We start from the raw sequence: 16570 nt of genomic DNA on the forward strand, positions 1-16570 counted from the left end.
TGCGACAACCCGGTAAGCCTTCTCCTTAGAAGAAGTACATCAGCACCGCCTGCAGATACAGATTCGAATCGTCATTACCCTGAGCGGCGATCACATCGCTGCCCTTGGGATCGTAGTAACCGATCATCGGGCTGAAGACCCAGTTATCGTTGATGCTCCAGAGCGCATACAGATCGATCTCGTCACCGGACAGGTCGGCGGCATCGTCCTGCTTATCGAACTTCCAGTACTGGGCTCCGATCATCAGATCTTCACGGGGCGACAGGGTCAGTTCAATCCGGCTGACGTCATTACCGCTGCTAAACGGACCGGCGTAGTTTGACGCCACCTCGCCCTGGTACCAGGTACCGAAGCCGCGGGTGAAACCGTAGAACAGCGGGTCAAAGGCTTCGTTTTTGGCGGTGCTACTGTCGTCACCGGAGAACTCGGCGTAGCGGTAGTTCAGGCTCGGTGAGCCCCAGACATCGGCGAAGGTGTAACCCAGTTCGACATACCAGCCCTGAGCGTCATTCTTGACCGCAGTATCGCCACCGGACTGATCAACGTACTCGAACGACAGGAACAGGTTCTCCACCCCGGCGCTACCCTGCCCCCGGAGACTGGTGACTTCCAGCCCCTTGCGCTGGTCGAACAGCGACAGGCCGGTGCCCTCTTCCAGATCGGTCACTTCGAAGTAGCTGACGCCCAGGGTACCCAGTTCGTCGTTCACCCATTCCAAGTTAACCCCGGCCAGCTCGGTCTTCTGCTGGTATTTGTTGTCCGACTGCAGCCAGAACAGGTCGCCACGCACCGGACCTTGCGGGTCGATCCGGGCGATGGCGGTGTTGCTGAAGCTGCTGCGACCGGCCAGGTAATAGGCGCCGCCACGGTCGATGTTGTCGCCAAAGCCCTCGCCGGGGCTGACCTTATCGCCAGCGATCAGGAAACCGTCACCGAGCTGGAAGGTCTGCCGACCGATGGAGATATCGAACACCCCGGAGGCGGAGCGCCAACCGGCGAACAGGTTTTCCAGGTCGACATCGGCCTCGTCACCGGTACTGATTCCCAGGCCGTCACCGTCACCCCGGGTGCCCAGCGCGATCAAACCGGCACCGCCGTAGAGGGTGCCGACATCCAGCTGCGATTCGCCGACCAGGTCGGTCTTGATATAACCCTCCTGCCAGTTGCGTGAGCCGGGAGTCCCGCTGTAGTTCTCATCCAGCGAGAAGACGCCGAGCATCGCTTCGACATTGAACTGCAGGCTGTTGCCGTTCTGGTTGTGAATTTCGGCGGCCTGGGCCGGTGTGACACCTAAAGCCAGCAGCACGCTCAACGGTAATGCTAGAGGTAACGCTTTGATTTTTTTATTCATTACTTCACTCTCTATTTCAATCTCTCAACAAATTCAGGGTGCAGGCGCCCGAAGCCGTCCCGGAGGACGACCCGCAGTTCGCTTGCGATTAAAGAGGGATGGTGCTGTTAGCGGCGGAACACCTGGGCGGTGGTGATGGCCATATCACCGCCGGGCAGTTTGATGGTGCCGGTCCGCTCCAGGCTGTCGGCATCGAAGATCGCCACGTCGTTATAGGTCCCGGCCAGATAGACCTTGCTGCCGTCGTGGTTCATCGCGATGCAGTAGTAGGAGTGATCCAGCTCGGCGGCCTTGATCAGCTCCTTCTTCGACAGGTCGTACTTGGCCAGTCGGTTCAGTACCCCGAACACCAGGTTCTTGTCTTTGGGGCTGCGCATACCGGTGAAATAGATTTCGGTGATCGGACCAAAATCCAGGCTCTCGGCCTTGCCGGTTTTCAGATCGACGGTATGGAAACCGTAGATCCAGTCGGCGGTGTTGAGATCGTAGCTCTCATCCTGAAACCGGGCGGTGGTGTACAGGCTCAGGAACTCGTTGCTGGGCGTATCCATCGGCCAGACGTTCAGAACATCCGGCGGCGCATACAGCGGCCGCTCCCAGTTTCGATTCGGCAGCAGCACTTCACGCTCGCCGGTGCTGACGTCGACCGCGTAGAAATCCTCCCCGGCCATCACCAGGGTGCCATCATCCAGCACGCTCAGGACCGACACCTGACGCGGAGCCTCGAAGGTCCGGACCGGCTTCGCATCGAGTCCGGCATCGGTGCGATAAACCGCCAGCCGAGGCTGCTGAACCCGGTAGTGATCGCTGTTGAGCTGGGTCGGGTTCTGTACCGTGTACAGCTCTTTACCATCACGACTCAACGCGAACGAGAAGATACTCTTGACCCGCTCGGTCTCACTCGACTGGCGAGCGGTAAACACCACTTCGCAGCTATCCAGCGCGATGCCGTAGACATCTTCGTAGTGGTTGTTGAGCACGTAGGCGATCTTGCTGTCCGGTGAGACCCGAATCGCCCCCGGACCGAAGTCGTCGGGCAGACTGCAGGTTTTGAGCAGCGACTCGGAGGCCAGGTCGATCACATGCAGGTTGTTGGGATAGTTGGTTACCAGCATGTACTCATTGCCGGTGCTCAACGCCTGACTGCTGTTGGCTTGTGCCGGAATCGATCCCAGCAATGCGCTGGCGGACAGTGCCAAGCCCGCAGCCGTCAGCCCAAACCGAGAGATGATGGGTCGAGCAGGCGCTTTGTTTTTGTTGTTGCGATTCTGTTTCATGGTGTCGTCCCCGTTGGGTTATTTCTTATCTTTCGGGAACACATCCCCGAGATTGCGCCAGTTCTGCCCCGCGCTCGGGGCATCCTTGTTCCAGTCCGGGTAGGTATTCATCATGTCCGGCACCTGGGCCGGCCACCAGCAGGGGTCGGCGCAACCGTAAAGGTCCGATTCCATCGGCTGACAGAGCGAGGTAACCGAGCCGAAGGCGTCGATCTCCCAGCCTGGGTCGGTGGTGGCGGTACAGCCGGCGACGCTCTGCATCGCGATCACTTCGTCGGCCTGGTCGTTACTGGCGGCTTCGGCCAACGCCGAAGCCTTCTGATTGATAGGTTTTAGATGTTTCATGCAGTTCACCCTCCGCGGTGAGCAACCGGGTCGATGCGCGGCGCGGCCGGCACCTCCCGTCGATTCGTAAATCCGATAAGGCTCGAAAACCGGCCGTGATCAGGGCAACGGTGGGTTGTTCCAGCGCTGCACCGTGACGATCAGCTGGCCGTCACCACTGAGGGTCTGACCGGCCTCGGCCAGTTCGGCAACCACCTTCAGATTGCCGGCGTTGTTGGTCGACATCCGTCGATCCGGATTCGGTCCGGCCAGGGCCGGCGTGAACACCCCGGTCGCCGCATTCATCGAGCCGGCGAACTCGACGTCACGATCGGCGGCGGCGGCTTCGTCAAACGGCTCGACCCGCCAGTTGGCCGGCATAAAGCCGATCCGCACGTCGTCATCGGTTCCGGCCTTGCCGTCGGCACCCGGCGCCCAGGCTTCGGCCTGGAACGCGGAACGAACCTTCGGCGTCGAACCACCGTTGCCACCGACCCGGGCCACCGCGAAGGAGGGCACCACCTTGAGGCTGCCGATGCGATCGTAGACCTGCACTGTAGCGCCATCACCGTCACCGACCCGCAGGCTGTGGGCACCGCTGGTCAGGGATTTGGCGGCGCTGATTTCGACGTCGATCAGCCCCTTGCCGCTGTGATGGATCTTTTCAACCTTGAGACCCTCGGCCAGCGCCAGACGCCCGGTCAGGTTGTTGCCGATCACCTTGATCCGCTGCCGCTCGCCGGCTTTGATATGGGCCGGCTGCACCGCCAGGATCTGGTTGCTGCGGCCGTTGTCCTTCAAGGCCCGGATATCCATGCCACGCTCGTCGTGGAGCGCTTCGAACATCCGCCCGTTCAGCTCGCTGCCATCCTGGGAGGCGGCCAGCACCTGACGCATCAACACCCCGCCGATATCGACGCTGGCACGCCATTCGTAACCGGTGTAAACGATGCCCTGTCCACGGCCTTTGAAGGCAGAACCGTCTGCGTAGTGACCTCTCACTTCGACCGAATAGCCGTCGGCATCGGAACCGGAGATCTGCATGCTGCCTTCCAGCTCACCCTTGCCCGGCAGGTTACCGGCAAAACGCCAGCTGCCGCTCAGCTCCGGCTTGGCCGCCTGCTGCCAGTCGCTCCAGGCTTCGGATTTGAGCGGGAAGCGCTCGGCCAACTCCGGCACCATGGTGTTCAAGGCGATGCCGAACCAGTCCCGATCCCGCCCCATGGCCTGGTACTCGGTGGTCGGCCACTGACCCAGATGGAAGTGCACCAGGTGCTCCCACTCGCTGGCGGGTCGGCGCTGCAACGCCACCCGGGCGCCCGAGTGGCAGCGGCTGCACATCTCGGTAATGCCGGCCGATTCGAAGCTCTCCTGGGTATTCAAACGGCGCTCCATCGCATAGCGGAAGCCATCGGTTTCCTCAGGCGCCAGGCCCTGTGTATCGGCCAGGTGTTTCACCAGCGTGCTACGGTCCTCTTCGCTGATCTTGAGCCCATGCATCGCCTGCATCCGGCCGATGGTCATCAACCAGCCTTCCGGGGTCTTGCGCTGGTGACTGATGCGGCTCCATTGAGGGGTGTCGCTGCGCTCTTCGGTATGGCAGGCCAGGCAGTTGTCGCGAATAATCTGCGCGGCCTCTCCCTGGGCCAGCGTCGTGGCGGGTGACAGCAGCGCCGCTGCGCCGGCGCCGACCACCCAGGATGACAGTCTGTGTTGTTTCATCTAGGTCAGACCTCCTTCGTTATGTTTATTGTCGATGCCGACCTGATGCCGGCACATACAATCCAACCCGATTGATAAATAGCAACAGCCGTGCCAGCCTTTTTTGACTAATTAATTCAAAGAGTTAAGCAAGCAGCAGCAATTCGACGCCGTGATAAACGACGCCGTTTTGAATCAAAACGAGACAGGTGTTTAAGCCGTTACCCTGCAGCCATAGAGACCCGGGGCAACATAGAGGTCACGGTAAGAGAGGAGAGGAAGACGGACACCAGAGATCTAGAATGGGGATGGGTTGAAGCCTGGCAACGAGCGCAGACTGCGCTCAATACCAGCCCTCACTACCGATCCAGCTAACCAGCTGCCTGGCCAGTTCAGGATCAAGTTTCAGGGCATCGGCCAGTCGCTGGTCGGCCCCGTCCAGCGACGGGTTATGCCCTAACTCCCGCATCACCGGCGCCAGCTCCACCCCTCGGTAGTGCCAGATACCCATCGGCTGATCCGGGGTGACCAGCACCTCGGCGGTGCGGATCCGATCACGATCGATCACCGGCAAGGTTTCGATCGACCAGCGACCGGGCACCGGTTCGGCATGGGAGGGTTCCCGGTCGGGCCAGTCGCATCGATCGCGCCAGAACGGCTGATCACTCCAGCGCTGCTCCATCCGATAGAAATCGCGCCCGACCCGGGCAAAGCGATAGAACAGGCCATGGATCCGTCGTCGATAGAACTCGGCGGCGATGGAATAGGACTTAGGGTGGCGTAACAGCGTGTTCACCACCGCTGGAGCCGCCAGCCCGCTGGACATCGCTTGGAAGACGCCATTGCCGGACAACGGGTCCGCCGCCATCGCCGCATCGCCGATACAGAGCCAACGCCGACCCATCAACTGCTGCCGCAGTACGCAGCCGCTGGTGCGGGCCTGCACCCTGTCGGTGGGCTCAGCACCCTCGACAAAGGGGCCTGACTGCTCCAGTTGCAGCAACTGTTGTTGGCAGAACGACGCCAGTTCCGACTTGGCAGGTAACGGGCAGTAGCGCGGATCGACCGTCAATTGCAGGTAGCGACGCCCATCGGCAGCCATCGCCATCCAGGCCCAGCCGTGTTCGAAACTCTCCACCGCCGAGCGCAGCTGGCCGGCGGGGCCCTGCCAGTAATGCAACAACGACAGGGTTTCAGGTCCTTTGACCCGCTCTTCGCCGGCCGAGGGAGCGCTACGCCCCCGCGCTTCGATCAGAAAATCGGCCCGCACCCGACGATGCTGCGGATGCCCCTGCAGGCTGATGCGCCAGCCATCGCCGTCGGCCACCAGCTGTTGCGCCCGCGCTTCGACAACGCTTATCTGTCGTTGCCGCAGTTCGTCGAGCAGCAAACGATCGAGCTGTTGCCGATCGACCAGCACCTCCACATTGGCCGCGCTGGTACTGCCGTTCCAGCTCACCTGTCGCGGCGACGGCGGCGGTAAGGCCTCCACCAACGCCTGCATCCCCTGCTGGCGGAAACTGTCGATCACCCGTTTGGAGATCCCCTCCAGCGCCGCAAAGGGCCTTGGCTGGGTAATCACCAGTACGCGATAACCCAGGCGCTGCAGGCCGATCGCGGCAATGGTCGCCGCCGGGCCGCCGCCGACCACGGCGATCTCGGTATTCAACGTTGAGGGTGATGGGATGTTGACGGACGAGGCTGTCGGGTTCTGGTTTTCCATACCCGGAACACTGCAAGGAACGGACCAGCGTCTAAGCCCCGGAAAACAGTGTCGACGGCCAATCCAGCTGTCTCAAACCGTTACAATCGATTCAGTTTAAGACAGTATCGGCAGACCGAATCAGTCCAGATTCGGCTGCAGCTGCTCCAGAATCCAGTCCCGGAATGCCTTACCGGCATAACTCAGCGTCCGGTCCTGTGGGTAAACCAGGTAAAAGGCGCTATGGGTATCCATGCCGATGTCGAACGGCACCACCAGATCACCCCGGGCCAGCTCCTTGTCGACCAGCTGCCGATCCGCCAGCGCGATCCCCAGGCCCTCCATCGCCGCCCCGGTGGCCAGCGAGGTGCTGGAGAAGCGCAGATCCTTACCGAAATCATTGAAATCGATGCCGATCGCCTTCAGCCACATCCGCCACTCCTCCATCCGGGTGGCCACATGGATCAGGGTGTGATCGCGCATATCCTCGGGTTTTTTCAGCGGCTTACCACGCTTGAGCAGATCGGGACTGCAGACCGGCACCACCGACATCCCCATCAGCAGGTGAGCCTCGACATCCTTCCATTCCCCGCGGCCGTAGCGTACCGACATATCGATATCGGTCTGGTGGAAGTCCAGATCGGCGTTGGAGGCGCTCATCCGCAGCTCCACATCCGGGTACTGGTCCTGGAAATCGGATAGCCGTGGCATCAGCCAACGGGTCAGAAACGCCGGTGCCACACTCAGCGTCACCGCACCGGAGTTGGGGTTGCTCATCAGGCGGCGGGTGGCGCTGTCGATCTGATCCAGCGCCTGCTGAATCGTCGGCAGGTACTTTTCCCCAGCAGCGGTCAGCTCCACCTTACGGCGATTGCGGTGAAACAGCGGCAACTCCAGGTACTGCTCCAGGGTTTTGATCTGGTGACTGATCGCCGAAGGTGTGACGTACAGTTCATCCGCTGCGGAGTTGAAACTCAGGTGACGCGCGGCGGCTTCGAAGGCACGCAAAGCGTTCAAGGGCGGTAGGCGTCGGATAGCGGTTCTCCCGGAGCAAGATCGGCAAAGCCCTATGATCCGGTATTCGCCTTAAATTGACCAGTCTCAAGCACATCGCCCGTGTCGGGCAAATAGAATAATCTCAAGCTTTGGTGCACAATGATCAGCTTATACAGCCGATTCGGCTGCACCCTACAATCTGAACGACCACTGAGCGCAAGGTTGCTCGCCCATGGATAATCAAAGTAGTAATCCACAGGCCCCGGTTGACCCGCCCGACGCTATCGATCGCCGGGCTTCAGCCAGTAGCTATTCCGAGCTGCAGGCCACTAACGACCCTGCCTACCCGACCAAAAAACAGGCTTTCATTCAACGCCTCAAGCAGGCCTACCTGTTTGACCTGTTGCGGGCACGACCGCATTCGAAACACTTTCGCCACACCCGTGCCCAATACATCAACGGTCGAATTCGACCGATCGCGTTTTTGCTGGCCCTGCTGATCCCGGCCTGGATCGCCGTCGATGCGCTGTTTCTTTCCGGTCAGGAACTGAAAACCATCGCGGTATTGCGAACCACCAGCGGTGCGCTGTTCCTGTTGTTGTGCCTGTGGAGCAGCGCCAATCACAGCCTGCTGGTGGCCCGCCTGAAGCTGACCCTGCTGGTGGTGATCCCTTCCGGGTTTCACACCGCGGCGCAGTTTGTGCTGCTCGGTAACGGCCATGACAGCCTGCCGGCGGGCTATCATTTCTTCCCGTTTATGATTATCGGGTTGGGCGGTATTTTCCCGCTGACGATCTTCGAAGGGGCCCTGCTGGCCGGTTTCGTGGTCGGACTCTATATTCTCAACCACCTGATCCTGGGTGACCTGTTCAGCTATGCCAGCCTTAACGATATCTGGCTGCTGACCCTGCTGGCGGTTATCTCCGGCTGGGCCGCACTGACCCAGTTGAGCATGATGATGCGGCTTTACCGACAGGCTCACCGGGATTCGCTGACCGGGCTGGCCAACCGCGGCTCCATCGTCGGTTTCCTGAACCGGGAGTCCCAGAGCGCCATCGAGCAGGACAGTCCGCTGAGCGTGATCCTGATGGATCTGGACAAGTTCAAACGGATCAACGACACCTATGGCCACGCCGTGGGCGACGAGGTCCTGATCAACTTCTCGCAACTGCTGATCAAGACCTCCCGGGCGGAAGACTTTGTCGGTCGTTACGGCGGCGAAGAATTCCTGATGGTACTCAGCGGCACCGATGCCGATACCGCGATGAAGGTCGCCCATCGGCTGCGTAACGCCTGTCATCAGCAGCATGTCCAGTTGCTCAACGGTGAGCAGCTCAACTACAGCACCAGCGCCGGCGTTGCCGCCCTGAAGCCTGGTGAGACGGTCGAGCAGATGATGAAACGGGTCGATGACGCCCTCTATCAGGCCAAGGGCTCCGGTCGAAACTGTATCGTGCTGGCCGACGACGATGACTGACCGGCACAGCGGCAATCCCGCCACCGGTCAGGCAGAAACCGCCCGGCTGCAGTGGGATCAGCAGGGGCAGCCGCTGGCGCAGGCGTTCGACGATGTTTACTTCTCCCGTGCCAGCGGACTGGAGGAGAGTCGCTATGTGTTTCTGGAGCATAACGACCTACCCCAGCGCTTCGGACAACTCGATCCCGAGGCGAATTTTACCGTCGCCGAAACCGGTTTCGGCACCGGCCTGAATTTCCTCAGTTGCTGGCATAGCTGGCGCCGATCGGCGCCGGCCACCGCCCGATTACACTTTATTTCGGTCGAGCGACACCCCCTGAATCCGGACGACATGCAGCGGGCGCTGGCACTATGGCCGGAGCTGGACAGCCTGTCCCAATCATTGATCAAACAATACCCGCCGGCCTGTAACGGCTACCACCGCCTCAGTCTCGACCAGGGACGGGTTCAGCTCACCCTGCTCTACGGTGAAGCCACCGACGCCTTCAGCCGCCTGGATGCCGAGGTCGATGCTTGGTTTCTGGATGGTTTCGCCCCGGCCAAGAATCCGCAGATGTGGAGCGACGAGCTGTTCGACCAGCTCGCCCGTCTGAGCCGCAGCGGCACCAGCTTCAGCACCTTTACCGCAGCCGGTATCGTGCGCCGGGGACTCCAGCGGGTTGGATTCCAGCTCGAAAAGATCAAGGGCTTCGGCCACAAGCGAGAGATGATCCGGGGGCGCTTTGAGCCTCAACCACAGGACCCGCAGGACAGCGAGCAAGCCCCGTCACAAAGGCCTCGGGCCCGTCGCCCACGTCCCTGGTTTGATCGCCCGACGCCGGCCTCGATCCGACCTCAGCGGGTGTTGGTGATCGGTGCCGGTATTGCCGGTGCCGCCACCGCTTTTGCACTGGCCGAGCGCGGTTGCCGGGTCAGCCTCTACGAGCGAGGCCCGGCCCCGGGGTGCGGTGCATCGGGCAACCCCCAAGGGGTGCTTTACGCCAAGCTGCCGGCGCAACCGACCCACCACAGCCGTATCCACCTCAGTGGCTACCTGCATAGTCTGCGCCTGCTACATCGGCTGGCCCAGAGCGGTGAGGATTGGGCGCCCTGCGGTGTGATCCAGCTGGCGCTGAACGACAAGGAACAGACCAAGCAGCAGGCCTTGCTGCAGGGTGCTCACTACCCGGAAAAGCTGGTAACCGGTCTGAATCAAGCCCAAGCCGGCGACTGGGCCGGGGTTCCACTGGCGGCGGGCGGACTGCTGTTTCCGAACGCCGGCTGGGTCAGCCCAGCCCGCCTTTGTGCCCGGTTACTGCAACACCCCAATATCGACTGCCACTTTAACCAACCGATCGAGCAGCTCCGCTTCGATGAACCGCGGCGCTGCTGGCAGCTACTTGGCCAAGAGCAGCAGTTGCTGGATCAGGGCCCGCAACTGGTGGTCTGCACCGCCCATGAGGCCAAGTTATTCGCACCGCTATCAGAGCTACCGCTGAAGCCGATCCGCGGCCAAACCACCTCGCTGCCTCAGGTTGAAGGACAGCCCGCTCTGAAGAGCGTGGTCTGCGCCAACGGTTATGTCTCCCCGCCGAAAGATGGCCGCTACTGCTTCGGGGCCAGTTTCGATCTGCACGACCAGAGCCCCGAACTGCGATCCCGGGATCATCAGCTGAATCTGGCCCATGTCACAGAGATCAGCCCACCGTTAGGCCGACAGCTGGAGCCTCAACTGACGCAAGCCGAAGGACGGGTCGGATTTCGCTGTGCGGCGCCGGACTACCTGCCAATCGTCGGCGCCGTTCCCGATCGTGAAGCTTACCTGCACAACTACCGCCAACTCGGTCGCGATGCCAAAGCCGAGATCGACACCCCACCGGTGCATCTGCCCGGACTGTTCGTCAACCTGGCCCACGGTTCCAAAGGCATGATCACCGCCCCCCTGGCCGGCTCTCTGCTGGCCGATCTGATCCTCGATCAACCCCTGGGACTGGAGCGCGAACTGCTCGAAGCGCTGAATCCGGCCCGTTTCCTGATAAAGAAAGTAATAAAAGGGGCGATATAAGGTCTAAGGGCTTAACTACACTTCGTTATGCAGAGGTGAAAAATCAATGGCGTTGGTGGTCTACGATCAAGGTGTACGGATTCAGACTCCGGTTTCGTCTTTGCTCCCTCCCCGGGGAGTCGAAGCCACCACCGAGTCGGCCCGCTCACGCGAGCTTCCCTCCTCCGGTGATCAGGCACTGCCGCCCAAAACCCAGACACCACTGCAAACCCCGACCGGCCAGGCCAACATCAGCCTGGAACAGCGCCTGAACTCCAGTCGTGCCCAGCAGGCCTACCAACAGACCCAGCGGCTGAACCGTCGTGCCAGCGACCACCAGAAACCGACCCAGGTCTCCCAGATCATGACCTCGCCGGTATTCACCATCCCGGTGGGCGCCACCGTACAGCAGGCCTATCAGCAATTTCAGTCCCACAATGTCCACCACCTGGCGGTGGTCGATGCCCGGGGAGCCTGCCACGGTGTCGTTTCTGAATACGTCCTGCTTCGTCGTACCAGCCTGTTGAACCCGATCGGCCCGATCACTGACGGACTCACCATCGATGGCACCTACCCGGCCCAACTGATCGCCGCCACACCGGATACCCCGATCAGTCAGGTGGCGATCACCTTCCTGAAAAGCCGACTCAGCTCGATGCCGGTGATCAACAACAATGGTGCCTTGCTCGGTATCGTCACTCATACCGATCTGGTCCATATGGTGGCCAACGAAGCCGCCCGCGAACGCTGGATCTGAGCCGTTGGTTTTTACCGCGCAGCAAAAAGGCCCCTGAGGGGCCTTTGAAAAGGTTGTTGGGCGGCAGGGCCTAGTCTTCAGGCCGCTTGTCCCCCAGACCAGGGCGCGAACCGGTACCCACCGACCCACGGCCGGCCGCCGCCGCGGCCGTGGCTTCGATCGAATCCGACTCGTTATCGACGCCGAACAGTCTTAACAGGAAGCGGAACACCCGACGGATACCTCGCCAGATCTTCGGCAACAGCCACACCAGCAGCACGATAAACAGCAGCAGCAACCCCATAAACCAGTAGGGGTGGTTCAGTGCCGCCCAGACACCGCCGATCACGGCCACGTCTTCACCCACCGAGGCGCCCCAGTTGCTGAATGGCTCCGGCGAGGTGTTGATCATCACCCGCCCACCGGCCTTCAGGGCATGACTGCCGGCCGCCAAGCCACCGCCGACCAGCGCCGCCGCGACCTCCACCGGTATTGCCACCTCGCCCACAGCCGCTGCCGCCAGCGCCGCGCCGGCCGGAATCCGCACGAAGGTATGGATGGTGTCCCAGCCGGTATCGACCCCGGGCACCTTGTCGGCGAAGAACTCCACCGCATACATCAGTCCGGCCGCCATCAACACCAACGGATCACCGACCACCTGCAGCTCGGGCGGCAGGTCGATATGGCCCATGTTGGACAGCACCCCCAGCGTCAGCAGGGTGGCGTACAGGTTGATGCCACTGGCCCAGCCAACCCCCATAGTCAGCGCCAACGTTGCGATAATCTGGTCAAGATGTTCCATAGCTACCTCTCTTGGAAACCTAAAGTAGAGTATAAGCTGAGCAGATGAACATCGGATTAACTCACACGCGCCCTAGTTTTCCTTACTCTGAGCATGAGCAGATGATACGGTTTTACCAATACATAAATTAGGTTACAGGGGCAGGAAGCACTCCTGTTTCAACCAAAGCAACAAATTGCTCTTCATTCAAAGACTGAACACCCTGGCTTTCCGCCTTCTCAATCTTCTTAGGCCCAGCACTGTCACCACAAACAAGATAATCAAGCTTCTTCGTTACCGAACCTACTACCTTAAATTTGTTCTCGCCCGCCAATAACGTGAGCGCTTCTCTTTTAGAAGCTCCAAAGCCCGTGAAACAAACTTGCAAACGAGAATCTTTAGACCTCTTTACTCGATCAGAGTAAATCAGCCTCCACGCCTCAGCGTCACTTAATAGACCAATCTCTTCTTCACTTAAGTCTGTTTTCGACCTCAAAATTGATGTCGGCTTTGCACTAGCCATAATTCCTCCTTGAATGACTCCCTTATCGACGACTAACTTTGACTTTCAAATTCATCAAACTGTTTCTTTGTCATAAGGGTGCAAGTCTGTAAGTAGCTATCGAAACAGATGACCACTTTCCCTTGCTTCAACTGCTCACGCACATGATCTACTTTATCAACCAATGAATAGTCACCCTCACCATAATCGGTGCCTTCGCGAGTAACAAATTCTTCTATCAGCCCCTGTAATGCTTCGGCGCTAAGCTGGTCATGAGGAATTCGCATCAAGACTCCAACGACAGCAGTTCAAGCAGATTCTCTTCATCCAGCACCTCGATTCCGAGTGCCTCAGCTTTTGCCAACTTAGATCCAGCCTTTTCACCGGCGATCAGCGCATCGGTTTTGCCGGTCGGGGCACCAGTAGTGACCTTCGCACCCAGAGCCTCCAATCGAGCTTTGGCTTCGGGTCGAGCCATGGCTGAAAACTTGCCAGTGATGGCATAGCTTTTCCCCCCCAATGGAAAAGCATCTTCCTTTACCCGCGGCCGCTGGCTCCAATGCAAGCCTGCATAAAGCAAGTCCTGCTCTTGCTCCAATGCCTCAGCACAAGCTGTCACATCCACAGTCAAGGCAATTAGTGCAGTTTTAGCCGCTTTGGGAATAGCACACTCATTAATCCGATTAGCATCGGCCCCTATTAACTGAGCTAAATCATCAAAATTCTCAGCTAGTTTCTCAGCACTAACCCGGCCCAATTTAGGAATATTTAGTCTCTCAATAAAGGAAGCAAAGCCGACACTACCCCGCAGTCGAGCAGAAACCTCACAAGCAGGAGGCAACTCCAAGTGCTGCTTCAGCTCTGCAAGGACTTCTTGGTTATGGCTATCTTGGAAAAAATGGCGTATCTCATTTGCCACTTCAAAACCAATATCCGGCAGCCAGCTCAGCAATTTGACTGATGCTCTTTCAACTTTCTCAAGCGAGCCTAGTTCGGCCAGGGTTTTTGAAGTTTCCTCTCCTACATCTGGGATACCTAATGCGAAAAGGAATTTGGCTAATGAGGGTGCATTTGAGCTTTGAATCGAATGGTGAAGCTTCTTCGCTGAAATTTCAGCAAAGCCATCCAAAGTTTCTAACTGTACAGCTGTAAGCTTGTAAAGATCAGCCGCTGAGCGAACCAGGTTTCGTGAAACTAGTTGCTCGACATGTTTATCACCTAATCCTTCAATATCGATAGCCTTCCGGGAGCCAAAATGGATGATTGACTGGACTCTTTGCGCTTCGCAGGACAAACGGCCTATGCACTGATAGGCGACCCCTTCGCGAGTAGCCGTCTGAACCCGCTCGACATCAGAGCCACACACCGGACAGTGCATCGGGAGAGTAATGACTTCCGCATCTTGCGGTCGTTTTTCCGGTACTGTCTTCACAACTTGTGGAATGACTTCAAAGTGTCACCTTCAAAATAATCTTTCAATTACTCAAGATCATACAATACGTTGATTCCACCCTTGTTACAACATATCATCACTCTAGTTGAAAGTTTCAAATAGGGGATTTTTGTGTATATCGATGAAAAGCTCAATTCCCTTTCCACTTCTCTAAACACAGAATCTTTCAACATCCTTAAAGAGTATGCAGGTAATAGGACTCAAGCTGGAAGACTAAGAATAGCCCATGTTCTGGTAACGTACATTGGACTACTGGAATCTCCTCTCAGAAACAATGACAGTGCAGAATTAACAAGGGCTTTTGTTTATATCCGCTCCCATCTATGCCAAAACTACACCAAAGAGGTGGTTCAACAGAAACTCTGTGAACTTTACAATCTAGCAACACTGTTAAGTGAAAATGGACTAATCTCTGGTGAACTTCTCCTACCAGACAAACCCAGATGCCTTTCGACGCACAAAGCATACAAAGAGCAGACAATACCTGCCGACCACCTAAAAAAGATAAAACGTACAAACCTCAGCGCAGATGAAGAATTTGACAATACGCTATCAAGAGCCTGTTCAGAGGCAATAGCAAAGAGACTAAAAGAACACGTCTACAACTTCAAAATTGTAAAGCATCATAGAAATCCGCTAACCAACTTTTTAAATTTTGCACACGCCGAACACCCAAGATGGTATGAACACCCGAAAGTAATCGAAGGGACATTACTCAAATTCAGGAACAACCTGCTAAGCGAGGTCTCTAGAAATTCAGCTTATGGCAAATTTCAGAATGTAAAGAATGCTATTAACGTACTGATACAACATAAGCTTATCTCCAACGAAACCGACTCTCCATCCAACCTGCGACGATGTACTAAAACTCAAAAGATGAGGATAGATAACCCTCTTTTATGCGCTACGGATATTTATGATGACAGGCAAGAGAGTCTATTTAGAAACACTCATGACTTTATACTTGAGATCGCAACAGAGATTGAATCTAACTTAAGCATCTTACTTGAAGAAGCGAGAAGTATTGTCCACAAAGGCTATGAAAAATTTGCTAATCGAGAACAGATAATCGCAAGAAGCGATAAATCTGAATTTCTCAAACGCTCTGATTTGCGAGTAGAGGAATACGATGTTCTAAATCGCTCCATAACGAGAAATCCGTTTAGCAGATGCAGACCAAATCGATCTGACAATTTAGTCGCCTACTTCGATCACTTCTATGACTGCTACATAGATGGAGCAGCGAAACATGACGTAAGCGATATTCGCTTCAATGAAGAAGTAAGAGAACGTCTTGGGTTAACTACACTGGTCGCTTCGGCAATGCAGCTCGTAATTGTTGAAGAATTGGGAATAAATCCTTACCAGCTTTACAACATAAAAGTCTCTTCAGATGGCCACGGGCATGAATTTGTCCAAGTCACAGATAATGGTTCGGTAAGATTGAGAGCTTTAAAGCTCAGAGCCAGGCACGCCAAAACAAGAAACGCGCCTGGATCACTTGAGAGTCTCAAAGATATCCCTGAACAGAAAATCAATGCAGCCACCTGCCTAAAAATGGCCCTTGAAATGACAGAGAGAGTAAGGGCACAGACAAAACAAGATGAGCTTTGGCTGTGCACATCAAAAGGGGCTCCAAAAAAACCTGTCCCCGAAAGCTTTCAGGGTTCCTTTAAAAAAATAAGAACGGAAGCGGCTAAAAAAAATGGGCAATTAAGAACTGCAACACTAAAAAAAGTTCGCACATCAAAAGGGGTTTGGATCTATCTAGACTCTAGGGGAGACTCCCTGAAGACAGCTAGTTACTTTGGAAACACTGTAAAAACGACTCTTGCAAGGTATATACCTGAACACCTTACAGAATTAGTGTTTCGGATGAAAATCAGATCTTTTCAAAACCTCCTTTTATTCATGGCTGTAGCACATGATGAATCTCCAGCAGAATCGCTTTCATTAACCAGTGATAATTTTAAATCCCAACTAAAGCAAGCTTTTGAAAATCCAGATATGGGCGGGAGGCTTTATGAGAAATTTAAATCTACAGACAAGCCTGAAGATGAGACCAAGTACTTTTGCGTTTCAATTAAAAACATAATGTTAGCTCTTAAATATGCTAGAGAAGGTGAAGATAAAAGCCTTAAAGAGGACTGCCTAGCGGCTATTACAAAAATTTCTGAGGGGCCAGTAATCATGAAACAACTTCTTAGGCAGGCTGAAAAGAAAATAAACAATTTTGTGGGAGAATAA

14 protein-coding genes are annotated in these 16570 nt (G+C 56.7%); 4 read left to right on the top strand and 10 right to left on the bottom strand.

The genetic code is table 11. The annotated features are described in order from the left end of the window. Window positions 1-25: 25 nt before the first annotated feature. The 6 genes from ACO05M_RS00445 to gcvA form a co-directional block, all read right to left on the bottom strand. Window positions 26-1351, bottom strand: coding sequence for an alginate export family protein (locus tag ACO05M_RS00445; RefSeq protein ID WP_421866580.1), 1326 nt, complete (start codon window positions 1349-1351; stop codon window positions 26-28). A gap of 107 nt (window positions 1352-1458) precedes the next feature. Then, the gene (gene peaD, locus ACO05M_RS00450) at window positions 1459-2628 is read right to left on the bottom strand and encodes a quinohemoprotein amine dehydrogenase subunit beta (protein ID WP_421866583.1); all 1170 of its coding nucleotides are present in this window, start codon (window positions 2626-2628) and stop codon (window positions 1459-1461) included. A gap of 18 nt (window positions 2629-2646) precedes the next feature. Next, a complete protein-coding gene (gene qhpC, locus ACO05M_RS00455; protein WP_421866585.1) occupies window positions 2647-2973 on the bottom strand; it encodes a quinohemoprotein amine dehydrogenase subunit gamma in 327 nt (108 codons plus the stop codon). Window positions 2974-3072: 99 nt separating this feature from the next. Next, window positions 3073-4674, bottom strand: coding sequence for a quinohemoprotein amine dehydrogenase subunit alpha (gene peaA, locus ACO05M_RS00460; RefSeq protein WP_421866588.1), 1602 nt, complete (start codon window positions 4672-4674; stop codon window positions 3073-3075). A 322-nt stretch (window positions 4675-4996) separates the two neighbouring features. Further along, a complete protein-coding gene (gene qhpG, locus ACO05M_RS00465; RefSeq protein WP_421866591.1) occupies window positions 4997-6376 on the bottom strand; it encodes a flavin-dependent monooxygenase QhpG in 1380 nt (459 codons plus the stop codon). A gap of 120 nt (window positions 6377-6496) precedes the next feature. Next, entirely contained in the window at window positions 6497-7429 is a 933-nt protein-coding gene (gcvA, locus tag ACO05M_RS00470) for a transcriptional regulator GcvA (protein WP_421870809.1), read from the bottom strand. Window positions 7430-7583: 154 nt separating this feature from the next. Here gcvA and ACO05M_RS00475 point away from each other — a divergent pair, with 154 nt between their 5' ends. From ACO05M_RS00475 to ACO05M_RS00485, 3 genes are read left to right on the top strand one after another with little or no spacing between them, the layout of a single operon-like run. After that, window positions 7584-8828: a GGDEF domain-containing protein gene (locus ACO05M_RS00475; RefSeq protein WP_421866594.1), complete on the top strand. Its 1245-nt coding sequence runs from the start codon at window positions 7584-7586 to the stop codon at window positions 8826-8828. Beyond that, a complete protein-coding gene (mnmC, locus tag ACO05M_RS00480; RefSeq protein WP_421866597.1) occupies window positions 8821-10872 on the top strand; it encodes a bifunctional tRNA (5-methylaminomethyl-2-thiouridine)(34)-methyltransferase MnmD/FAD-dependent 5-carboxymethylaminomethyl-2-thiouridine(34) oxidoreductase MnmC in 2052 nt (683 codons plus the stop codon). The genes ACO05M_RS00475 and mnmC overlap by 8 nt, the downstream gene beginning before the upstream one ends. Window positions 10873-10918: 46 nt before the next feature. Next, on the top strand, window positions 10919-11608 hold the full coding sequence (locus tag ACO05M_RS00485) for an HPP family protein (protein ID WP_421866600.1): 690 nt from the start codon (window positions 10919-10921) through the stop codon (window positions 11606-11608). Window positions 11609-11678: 70 nt separating this feature from the next. Here the strand turns inward: ACO05M_RS00485 and ACO05M_RS00490 are convergent, their stop codons facing one another. The 4 genes from ACO05M_RS00490 to ACO05M_RS00505 all read right to left on the bottom strand — a co-directional run bounded on the left by ACO05M_RS00490 (window position 11679) and on the right by ACO05M_RS00505 (window position 14302). Continuing rightward, window positions 11679-12389: a DUF4126 domain-containing protein gene (locus ACO05M_RS00490; RefSeq protein WP_421866603.1), complete on the bottom strand. Its 711-nt coding sequence runs from the start codon at window positions 12387-12389 to the stop codon at window positions 11679-11681. A 127-nt stretch (window positions 12390-12516) separates the two neighbouring features. Beyond that, window positions 12517-12891: a BRCT domain-containing protein gene (locus ACO05M_RS00495; protein WP_421866606.1), complete on the bottom strand. Its 375-nt coding sequence runs from the start codon at window positions 12889-12891 to the stop codon at window positions 12517-12519. 32 nt (window positions 12892-12923) lie between these two features. Then, window positions 12924-13157, bottom strand: coding sequence for a YheU family protein (locus ACO05M_RS00500; RefSeq protein WP_421866609.1), 234 nt, complete (start codon window positions 13155-13157; stop codon window positions 12924-12926). Continuing rightward, window positions 13157-14302 carry a helix-hairpin-helix domain-containing protein gene (locus ACO05M_RS00505; RefSeq protein ID WP_421866611.1) on the bottom strand — a complete coding sequence of 382 codons (1146 nt, stop codon included), beginning with the start codon at window positions 14300-14302 and terminating at the stop codon, window positions 13157-13159. Before ACO05M_RS00505 ends, ACO05M_RS00500 begins: the two co-directional genes overlap by 1 nt. Window positions 14303-14434: 132 nt before the next feature. Between ACO05M_RS00505 and ACO05M_RS00510 the strand changes: the two genes are divergently transcribed. Then, entirely contained in the window at window positions 14435-16570 is a 2136-nt protein-coding gene (locus ACO05M_RS00510; RefSeq protein WP_421866614.1) for a hypothetical protein, read from the top strand.

The sequence above is a fragment of the Motiliproteus sp. genome (genome assembly GCF_965230735.1).
GTDB lineage: Bacteria > Pseudomonadota > Gammaproteobacteria > Pseudomonadales > Balneatricaceae > Motiliproteus.